The sequence below is a fragment of the Streptomyces sp. MUM 203J genome, assembly GCF_022414595.1.
Lineage (GTDB): Bacteria > Actinomycetota > Actinomycetes > Streptomycetales > Streptomycetaceae > Streptomyces.
This window is the reverse complement of the sequence record NZ_JADWYO010000104.1, coordinates 1-9486: the sequence shown is the minus strand read 5'-3', so window position 1 is coordinate 9486 and position 9486 is coordinate 1. Positions and strand designations below refer to the sequence as shown.

General features: G+C 76.2%; 6 protein-coding genes and 1 pseudogene. 4 read left to right on the top strand and 3 right to left on the bottom strand.

Going from position 1 to position 9486, the window contains the following annotated elements; all coding sequences use genetic code 11:
* Nucleotides 1-69 precede the first annotated feature (69 nt).
* The 3 genes and pseudogenes from lanKC to I3F58_RS28540 all read right to left on the bottom strand — a co-directional run.
* Nucleotides 70-1875, bottom strand: a pseudogene (lanKC, locus tag I3F58_RS28550) (class III lanthionine synthetase LanKC); the annotation flags it as partial.
* A gap of 8 nt (nucleotides 1876-1883) precedes the next feature.
* Nucleotides 1884-3143, bottom strand: a complete 1260-nt coding sequence (locus tag I3F58_RS28545; RefSeq protein WP_240111611.1) for an MFS transporter — start codon at nucleotides 3141-3143, stop codon at nucleotides 1884-1886.
* Nucleotides 3144-3269: 126 nt separating this feature from the next.
* Nucleotides 3270-3419: a hypothetical protein gene (locus I3F58_RS28540; protein ID WP_240111610.1), complete on the bottom strand. Its 150-nt coding sequence runs from the start codon at nucleotides 3417-3419 to the stop codon at nucleotides 3270-3272.
* A gap of 354 nt (nucleotides 3420-3773) precedes the next feature.
* Here I3F58_RS28540 and I3F58_RS28535 point away from each other — a divergent pair, with 354 nt between their 5' ends.
* The 4 genes from I3F58_RS28535 to I3F58_RS28520 form a co-directional block, all read left to right on the top strand.
* Nucleotides 3774-4868 (top strand): radical SAM protein, encoded by a 1095-nt coding sequence (locus tag I3F58_RS28535; RefSeq protein ID WP_240111609.1) that lies wholly within the window; start codon nucleotides 3774-3776, stop codon nucleotides 4866-4868.
* Entirely contained in the window at nucleotides 4865-5632 is a 768-nt protein-coding gene (locus I3F58_RS28530; RefSeq protein WP_240111608.1) for an iron-containing redox enzyme family protein, read from the top strand. Before I3F58_RS28535 ends, I3F58_RS28530 begins: the two co-directional genes overlap by 4 nt.
* A complete protein-coding gene (locus I3F58_RS28525; protein WP_240111607.1) occupies nucleotides 5629-5859 on the top strand; it encodes an aroma-sacti cluster domain-containing protein in 231 nt (76 codons plus the stop codon). The genes I3F58_RS28530 and I3F58_RS28525 overlap by 4 nt, the downstream gene beginning before the upstream one ends.
* A 300-nt stretch (nucleotides 5860-6159) precedes the next feature.
* A partial coding sequence (locus I3F58_RS28520; protein WP_240111606.1) for an adenylate/guanylate cyclase domain-containing protein occupies nucleotides 6160-9486 on the top strand: 3327 nt, incomplete at its 3' end.

Sequence of the window (9486 nt, the reverse complement as noted above, 5' to 3'; positions counted from 1 at the left end):
GGGCGTTCAGAAGTGCATCATCCCGCAGAGCGCCGAGCGCGACACCTGCGCCCAGGGCGACGCGGTGCCCCGGCGGCCGAGCCGGGCCAGCACCAGGGCCGCGCCGGGCAGTCCGTCGAGGAGCCCGCCCGGGTGGGCGGGGTCGCGGCGCAGCGCGGCGTCGGCCAGCCAGTCCACCCACTCCTCGCGGATCTCCGCCTCCGCGCCCGTGCGGTGCAGGACGTACAGGACTCCGGCGGCCCCGTGCGCGGCGCATGTCCCGCCGGTGCGGAACCCCGCCGGGCCGCCGGGGAACAGCCGGTCGCGCCGCTCCGGGGTCGCTCCCGCTCGGATGCCCGTCAGCAGCATGCGGCGCAGCCCGGTCCAGTCGGGCCCGTCGGCGTGGCCGAGCAGCCGGGTCACGGGATCCTCGCCCGGGGCGGGAGCCGGCCCGCCGCCCGGCCGGTTCTCGCCGCCGCCTCCGAGGCGGTCCAGCAGGGCGGGCCGGGGCGGCCCGGCGTCGGGCGCCAGACCGAAGCGTTCGCGGACCCACCGTTCGAAGGTGAGCGTCTTGTGCCGGTCGCGGGCGGTCATCTCCGTCATCGGAAGCAGCATGTGCAGCCAGGTCGCCCACAGCGCGTACGCGTCGGCCTCGGCCCCCGGGGTCCCCGCGGGCGCCCGCGTCCCGGCGGCCCCGGCGACGGGTGTGCCGGTGTCGTCCAGGTCCGTCGCGTACTCGAAGTCGACGAGCACCACGGAGCCGTCCGGGCGCAGCATCACGTTGGACGGGTGCAGGTCGCCGAAGCGCATCCCCCGTGCGTGCACCCGTTCCAGGGCGTCCCGCAGCCGGGCGGTCACCTGCTCCACCCAGGCGCTGTAGGCCGCGAGTTCGGCAGCCGACTGTCCGCCGTGGACCAGCGCGTACCGGGAGACGACCGCGTCGAACAGGGTGGTGCCCTCGATGTGTTCCTCGATCAGGAAGTGGTGCTCCCAGACCGTGCGCAGCCCGTACACGCGGGGCACGCAGTCGAGTCCCGACAGCCGCTCCAGCGCGCGGTGTTCCCGGTGGAGCCGGGCGACGGCGTCGTCCCCGGCCGCGTCGAGCCCGCTGTGCGGGCGGGCCTCGCGCAGGACGACCTGCTGCCCGGTGCGGCGGTGCCGGGCGAGGTAGATGCCGCCCGCGTTGGAGAAGTGGAGCGCCCGCTCGACGGCGTACGGGAAGGTGTCGTCGCGGGCGGCGGCCCGGGCGGCGAGGTGGGGCCGCAGGGCCTCCGGAACGGTCACCCAGTCGGGCACCCGGAAGGTCACCGCGCGGTCGTCCGGGACGAGTTCGCCGTGCGGGTCCCGCAGGGCGGGGACCAGGTCCCCGTCACCGTCGCGGCAGAACATCGGCACGAACGCGCCGTACCGGACGAAGACGGGGGCCCGGCCGATCCGCAGGTCGCTGAGGATGTACGGGCCGGGGCGGCCGTCCAGTTCGGCGGCGAGTTCGCCGACGAGGCGGAGGAACACCGCTTCGTCCGGCGGATAGAGGGTGAGGAACTTGCCGCTGCCGCTGCGGGCGGCGTACTTGTCCGACATCAGCAGCAGGGCCTGCTCTCCGCGCAGGAACTTGAAAGGGACCCGGTGCTTCACACAGATCCGCGCGGTCCGTGCGAGGGTGTCCTCGGCGTCGGCGGGGAGGGCCGAGACATGGATCTTCCAGCCCTGCTCGGCCGGTTGCACGTCCTCGGGCCGCCAGGAGGTCCACAGTCCGTTGTCGGCGCGCAGCCAGCCGGCCGGCGGCCGGGCCCGGTCGAGGCCGTAGCGGTTCTCCTCGTCACGGAGCCTGCCGGGAGTCTCGTAGTAGGTACGGTCGGCGGCGCAGTACAGCTGGATCTCCTGAGGACCGGCCACGGTCGGTGTCACCTCTCTGGGGCGGACTCGGAACGGGGGGTGGACGGAACGTGCCGGGCGGCGGGCGCCAGGGTCGTCACGGCGGCGGAGGCGGCCAGGACGGCGCCCAGGACGGTGTACGCCCCCGGCGGCCCGAGCGCGGTGAGCAGCGCTCCGCCCGCGAGCGGTCCGAAGGGCTGGACCAGCGACGACAGGAACCCCGCCGCGCTCTGCACCCGCCCCACCCGGTCCTCGGGGGTCACCACCAGCAGCGTCGACAGAAAGCCGATGCTCGCCACGGTCGCGAGGAACATGCACACGGCGGCCAGCAGGCCCGCCAGCACCGGCACCCTTACGACGGCGAGCGCCCCGGCCATGGAGGCGCAGCTCCAGCAGGTGGCCGTGATCAGGAAGCGGCTGTGCCGCTCGGGCGTGAACCGGGGGGCGGCGAGCGCGCCCGCGAGCGCCCCGGCCGAGGTGCAGGCCACCACGAAACCGCTGCCCAGCCCGTCGCGCCCGCCGTCGGAGAAGACGGTCAGGGTGGTGAACGTCATGGCGCTGAAGGCGAAGTTCATGCCGAGGCCGAAGACCAGCAGGACCGTACGGAGATAGGGGATCCGCCAGATGAAGGCGATCCCGGCGGTCAGTTCGCGGCGGCTGAACACCGATCCCGCGCGGACGGCCGGTCTCGACCGGGTCCGCACGAGGGCCACGCACAGGGTGGACAGCAGCAGTCCGGCGGCCTCGGCCGCGAAGGGCAGCGCGGGATGCAGCCCGAAGAGGGCGCCGCCGACGAGCGGGCCCACCAGCCGGGCCGTCGAACTGCGCGCCTGGAGCCGTGAGGTGGCCAGCCCCATGGCCTCCGGCGGCACCACGGTACGCATCAGCCCGGCCGCGGCGGGCTGGTACACGCTGTTGATCACCGCACCGGCGCCCGCGACCAGCAGGACGAGCGCTATCGGTACGTGCCCGTTCAGCACGGCGACGAGCAGGGCGAGGACCGCGGCGAGACCGCCGAGGTCGCACAGCCGCATGAGGCGGCGGCGTTCCACCCGGTCGGCCATCACCCCGCCGGGCAGCATCGTCACGAGCAGCGCGGCCACGGACACGGTGCCGACGGCACCGGCCTGGACGGCGGAGCCGGTCTCGCGCAGCACCAGCAGCGGCAGGGCGAGCGCGCTCATCTGGGCGCCGAGCACGGCGAACAGCCCGCTCATCCAGAGCAGGCGGAAGTCGCGGTTGCCGCGAAGGGACGCGGCGGGGGTGGAGGTGGCGGCAGCGGTGGCCATCGTCGGCTCCCGGAAAAGGGGGTTGAGGACCGGGACACACGGCGGGGCGGCCTCCGCGAACGGCGGAGACCGCCCAGCTCACGCCGACCGTGCGCCAGGCCGTGGTGAAGGGCGCACGGTCGTACGTCAGTTGGCCTTCTCGACCACGCTCAGGAGGCTGATGCAGTTGCCCTCGGGGGCTTCGACGCCCTCGGTGCCCTGGAGGTCCAGCACGCTGTGCGCCTCGACCTCGGGGGTCTCCTGGTTGTCGTCGGCCGGCTTCGTGTTCTCGGACATGTCCGTCTCCATCCGTGTGTGGGAAGTGGTTCCGTGGTTCCGGCGGGCTCTCGCCTGCCGGTGACCAGAAAGTTAGGAGGGCCGGCCAGGGAAACGGCCCGGCGCCGGTATGGCTCCGGTATGGCGGCAGCGCACGGCGGTGCGAAGCGGGGCGAAGGCCCGCCGACAGCCCCGTCACGCGCCTCTCACCTGCGGACATACCGGTGGCGAACCGTCTGCGGGGCCTGGCTCTACCGCCCGCCGCGAACCTCGGGGAACACGGGCGCGCCCGCGCCCGCAGTCCGCGTCCGTACGCCGGAGGAGAACCGGGCGGGCCCGGACGGATCCGTACCGGCGGCGCCGATGGGAGACCCGATGGAACTCGCCGCACTCGTCAGCCGGCGCCCGGTGCCGGGCGCGGGGCTGCTCGTCACCCTCACCCGCCGCTGTCCGCTGCGCTGTGCGCACTGCTCGACCGCGTCCGGGCCGGAGGCCCGAGAGCGCCCCGACCCGGCCGGGCTGCGGCGCTTCGTCGGGTCGTTCACCCCGGCCGACCGGCCCGACGTCATGATGCTCACGGGCGGCGAGCCGATGCTGCTGCCGCGCCTGGTGGCGGACCTCGCGACGGCCGCCGGTGCGGTGGGGACCCGTACGGCGGTGCTCAGCGGCATGTTCTTCGCGGCCCGCCCGCGCGCCCGGTCCTCCGCCGTGGTCCCGCCCGCGCTCCTGCGGGCTCTGCGCTCGGTGGACCACTTCTCCGCGAGCCTCGACGCCCACCATGAACGGGAGGTGGCGCGCTCCGCCGTCTTCCGGGCGCTGCGGGAGATCCGGGAGGCGGGACCGGCGGTCAGCCTCCACGTGACGGGTGAGGGCCCCGACGACCCGTATCTCGCGGACCTCATCCGCGATATCGACTGGGAGTTCGACGGCACGATGCCGACGCTGGTCAACGAGATCCGCGCGGTCGGCCGCGCCGCGACCTGGGCGGGCCCCGCCCGCCGGGGACCCGGCCCGGACCAGGGCCTGCCGTGCGCGATGGCCGCGTGGCCTGTGGTGGCGTTCGACGGGTCGGTCCTGGCCTGCTGCAACCAGCGCGTGGTGGACCGGCGCCCCGCGCCCGCGCATCTGCTGCTGGGACACGTCGAGCGCGACGGCTGGGGGACGGTGCGGGCCCGCTCGCTGGAGTCGCCCCTGCTCCGGCTGATCCGGGCGGCGGGGCCGCTGCAGGTGCGGGAACGGTACGGGACGGAGGCCGGGCAGCCGGAGTCCCCCTGCGCGGTGTGTGTGCGGTTCGCAGAGCAGCCGCGGGTCGCGCAGCGGGCACGGGTGGACGCGGGCGGTGCGGCGGGGGCGTTGCTGGACGTCACGGTGGGACGGGACCGGGGAGCGCGGGGGGCCGTGGCGCTGGTGCGGCAGTACGGAAGTGCCGCGTATGCCTCGTCCGTGCTGCCGAGGGGAGCGGCCCGGTGAGTCCCGTCACCACGCGGCACGCCCCGCCCGCGCGGGAGGAGGTGCCCGCGTCCGCGCGGCTGCGGGCCCGGCTGGCGCCGGCCGAGCCCGTGCTGCGGCAGGCCGCCGCCGGGCTGTGGCGGCCCGAGGGACTCCTGCCGCGGTACGTCGGCTACCTGTGCGCCATGCACGGCGTCATCCGCGCGTCCGTCCCCCTGCTGCGACTGGCCGCCGAACGGTCGCGCGAACTCGCGCTGCGGGGCGACCCCTTGGGCGGGCGGCTCGCCGCGCATCTGGAGCGGCACGCACGCGAGGAGGAGAACCACGACGTGTGGCTGCTGGACGACCTGGCGGCGGCCGGGGCCGACCCGGACGCCGCGCTCCGCGCCGTACCGCCGCCGGACGTCGCGGCGCTGGCGGGTGCCCAGTACTACTGGGTCGCGCACCACCACCCGGTGGCCCTGCTCGGCTATGTGTCCGTCCTGGAGGGGCACGCGCCCGAACCCGGGCTGGCGCCGTACCTGGCCGGGCTGACCGGACTGCCGGACGCGGCTTTCCGCACCGTACGCGCCCACTCCCGGCTCGACACGGGGCATGTGGCCGACGTGTACGCGCTGCTGGACTCCCTGCCGATGACGCGCGCGCACGAGACGGCCGTGACCGTCAGCGCGCTGCACACCCTGGACGCGCTCACCCGGCTGTTCGTCCGGCTCGGGCGCTGCGCCCCGGCGGCAGTGCCGGGGCGGGAGAGCGGACCGTCCGCTCCGACGAGAGGTGTTCCATGAACGAGACCGACGAGATGAACGAGACGAACGGGCTGCCGTCCGACATGCTCGGCACGCTGTACCGCGCGGGCTTCGCGGTCGATCTGCTCACCGAGGAGCAGCGGCGGGTGCTGACCGGCCTCGCGCCCGAGGAACTCGCCGTACTGCTCGACATCAAGAGCCGCCTGGACGCGGTCGGCCCCGAGGTCGAGGCGCACGGCGAGTTCGCCGGCGGCGCGCTGTTCTAGGAGATGTCCGGCGGACCGTGCCGGCGCCGGGGCGGAAAGCGCTCCTGCCGCGGGTGTCGCGGCCCGGTGCCTGTGGACGCACGGCGGAGGAGGGCGTCGGTACGGCGGAGTACCGGCAACCGGCGCCGATGCGGGGTACGCCCCGCTCGGCCGCGTCCGAGAGCCCGGGGGACGGCGTGCCGGACCCCCGCCCCGGCACCACCCGCCGGACACGACCAGGCCCGCGGTCCTTACGACCGTGCCGCCCCAGCAGGCCCGGCTCCCCCAGGGGGGGGCCGGGCCCCGGAAGGAAGATCTCCGATGACCTCCCCGACCTGCTCCTCCTGTCGCCACGATCTGCCCGAAGCGGCCCGGTTCTGCCCCTCCTGCGGGACCGCCCGCACGGTTCCCGCGCCGGTTCCCGACGACGAGCGCAAGCCGGTGACGGTGCTGTTCTGCGACCTGGTCGGCTCCACGGCACTGTCCGGGACGCTGGACCCCGAGGCACTGCGTACGGTCACGCTGCGGTACTTCCGGCTCATGAGCGAGCAGATCGAGGCCCGGGGCGGCACCCCGGAGAAGTTCATCGGGGACGCGGTGATGGCGGTGTTCGGGGTGCCGCGGGTGCGGGAGGACGACGCGCGAAGGGCGCTCGGCGCCGCGCTCGGCATGCGGGAGGCGCTCGCGGGCCTGAACGGGGAGCTGGAGGCGACGCTCGGCATCCGGCTGGACATCCGGATCGGCGTCAACACCGGCCAGGTGGTGGCCGCCGCGCAGTCCAGCGCGCGTCAGGCACTGGTGTCGGGTGAGACGGTCAATGTGGCGGCGCGACTGGAGCAGAGCGCCGCGCCGGGCGAGATCCTGGTGGGTCCGGAAACGCTGCTGGCGGCGGGGCCGACCGCGGTGGTCGAGGAGGTCGGGCCGCTGGTGCTGCGCGGCAAGGCGGAGCCGGTCCGTGCCCATCGGCTGCTCGCGCTGGGCACGGACGACCCGGAGCTGCTGCGCCGCTTCGACGTCCCCTTCGTCGGCAGGGGCACGGAACGGGCCGCGCTGGACCGGGCGCTGGACGGCCCGGGGAGCTCGGCGGCGGGGGTGCTGAGCGTGGTGGGCGAGGCAGGTGTGGGCAAGACACGGCTGGTGCGGGAATGGCGCGACGCGCGGGCGGCACGGGGCCCGCTCCTGCACGGCGCGGGCCGCTGCCGCAGCTACGGCGCCCACGGCAGCCTCACCCCGCTGGCTGACGCGGTCCGCGAGGCGCTGTCCCCGGGCGCGCCGACGGCCGGTCCGGCGGCGGGCGCGGAGGGTTCGGGGGGCACGACGGGGTCGGCGGGCACGGGGGTCGCGGGCTCACAGGACGCCGGTGCGGCGGGCACGGCCGGCCCCGGGGGCGAGGGGTGTCGCCGGGTGCGGGACGCGTGGGCGCTGCTTCAGGACGGTCTGCTCCGGGACGGCACTCCCAACGCCCCGCTGGAGGAGCTGTGCGCGGCGCTGGCGTCCGTGCTGCGGGACGCGGCCGGGGGTGCGCCGGTGCTGTTGCTGCTGGACGACTGGCACTGGGCCGCGCCTCTGCTGGTGCGGACCGTGCACCGGCTGCGGGAACTGCTGGTCGGCGCCCAGGTCCTGATGGTCTGCGTCGGCCGCCCGGACGGCGTTCCCCCGGCGCCGGAGGCGGGCCGGTGGCTGCGGCTGGGCGGGCTGCCGGCAGGGGATGTGGCCGTGCTCGCACGGGAGCTGGCCGGTGAACGCGGGGCTCCTGCGCCCGGGCTGCTGGAGCGGGCCGAGGGCAACCCCCTGTACCTGGAGCAGCTGCTGGTCCCGGCCGGGGACGGCGACGCCAGGCTCCCGCCCACGCTCCAGGCGCTTCTGGGGGCGCGGATCGGCGCGCTGGACCCTGCCGAACGCGCCGCACTGGACCTGGCGTCGGTCCTCGGACGGGATTTCACCGCCGCAGACCTGGCCCGCATGTCCGGTGCGGCGCACCAGGGCGGCGAGGCCGAGGCGGGGGTGGTGGGCGCGCTGGCCGGGCTCTGCAGGCGACGGCTCGTTGAGCCCGTACCCGGGCGGCCCGGCCGGCACCGCTTCTGCAGCGGTCTGGTCCACGAGGTGGCCTACGCGTCCCTGTCGAAACGGGCGAAGGCGGACCGCCACGAGTGGGCCGCCGACCTGCCCAGCACGGCCGCCGCGGGCGACGCCGTGGCGGGCGGCCATCTGGAGCGCGCCTACCGCTGCCGCGCCCGGCTGGGCCTGCTGGACGCCCGGACGGCCCGGCTCAGGGAGCGCGCGGCGGTGGCGCTCGGGCGGGCGGGGGCGCAGGCACTGGCCGGGTCCGACCTGCACTGGGCGGAGAGCCTGCTGCGAACCGCGGTGGACCTCGCGGCGCCGGACACCCCGACACGGCTGCCCGCGCTGCGCGGGCTGGGTGAGGTGCGGCTGGCACTGGGTGAGGCCGAGGAGGGCGCGGCGCTGCTGCGCGAGGTGCTGGCCTCGGGCCGATCGCCCGTGGAGGCGGCGCACGCGGGGCTGGCGCTGGCGGTGCTGGACGGGGACGACGCCGGTATCGCGGCGACGGCCCGGCGGGTGCTGCCGGTGTTCGAGGAGGCCGGTGACTCGGCGGGACAGGCCCGGGCACGGCTGCGGCTGGCACAGCAGCGGCAGCGGGCGGGCCGTCACGAGGAGGCCGACCGCGATCTCGTGCGGGCCCTGGCCCACGCGGCGCGGGCGGAGGCGGAGCCGGAACGCGCCGCCGCGCTCGGCGCGATCGGCGTCTCGCTGTGGCGCGGCCCGGAGCCGGTGGAGCGCGCGCTGTCCCGCTGCCGGGCCCTGCTGGCCGAGCACGGGGAGGGGCGTCCGACCGTACGGGTCACGCTGAACTGCCCGCTGGCCGTGCTGTACACGCTGCGGGGGCGGCCCCGGGAGGCGGAGGCGGCACTGGCGGAGGCGGATCAGGTGGCGGCGGGAATGGGCTACGCGGAGGTGCGGGTGTTCCTGCCGGTGTTCCGCGCGACCGTGGAGGCGCTGCTGGGCCGCCGGGGGCGGGCGCTGGCACTGCTGCGGGCGGCGGACGGGTCGGCGGCGGAGATCGGGGCGACGGGTTTCCGGCGGGCGATCGCGCTGGAGGCGGCTCGTCTGTCACTGGACATGAACCACCATGTGCGGGCGCACAGCTGGCTGGCGGCGATGGCGGACGCGACCGGCCCCCGGGAGCTGCCCCGCGCGGACGTCGTGGATCTGGCGGGCCTGCGGGCCCGGCTGGCGGCCCGCGAGGGCGATGCCGGGCGAGCCCTGCGCGAGGCGGAGTCCGCCGTACGGATGGCGGACCTGACGGACTCGCCCCTGGTGCGGGCCACGGCCGCACTGGACCAGGCGCGGACACTGGCGGCCCTGGGGCGCCGCGACGGCGCCGTGGCGGCGGCCTGGTCGGCCGCAGAGTACTTCTCGGACAAGGGCCACCGCCCGGGCACCCGAACGGCAGGGCGTCTGCTGACGGAACTGGGCGGCGCAGAACCTGGCGGCACGGGCCTCGGTGACATCGCGGACTGCGGCATCGCACCCGGCCGCACGGCACCGGGCAGCGCGGGCTGCGGCGCCGGGAAGCCCGGCGGCATGAGGCCTGGCGCAATCGCGCCCGGCGGCGCGGCGGCCGACGGC

Bases quoted from the DNA above. Each gene is read 5' to 3' on its own strand.
- I3F58_RS28545 (WP_240111611.1), bottom strand. From the start codon at position 3,143: ATGGCCACCGCTGCCGCCACCTCCACCCCCGCCGCGTCCCTTCGCGGC.
- I3F58_RS28540 (WP_240111610.1), bottom strand. From the start codon at position 3,419: ATGTCCGAGAACACGAAGCCGGCCGACGACAACCAGGAGACCCCCGAG.
- I3F58_RS28535 (WP_240111609.1), top strand. From the start codon at position 3,774: ATGGAACTCGCCGCACTCGTCAGCCGGCGCCCGGTGCCGGGCGCGGGG.
- I3F58_RS28525 (WP_240111607.1), top strand. From the start codon at position 5,629: ATGAACGAGACCGACGAGATGAACGAGACGAACGGGCTGCCGTCCGAC.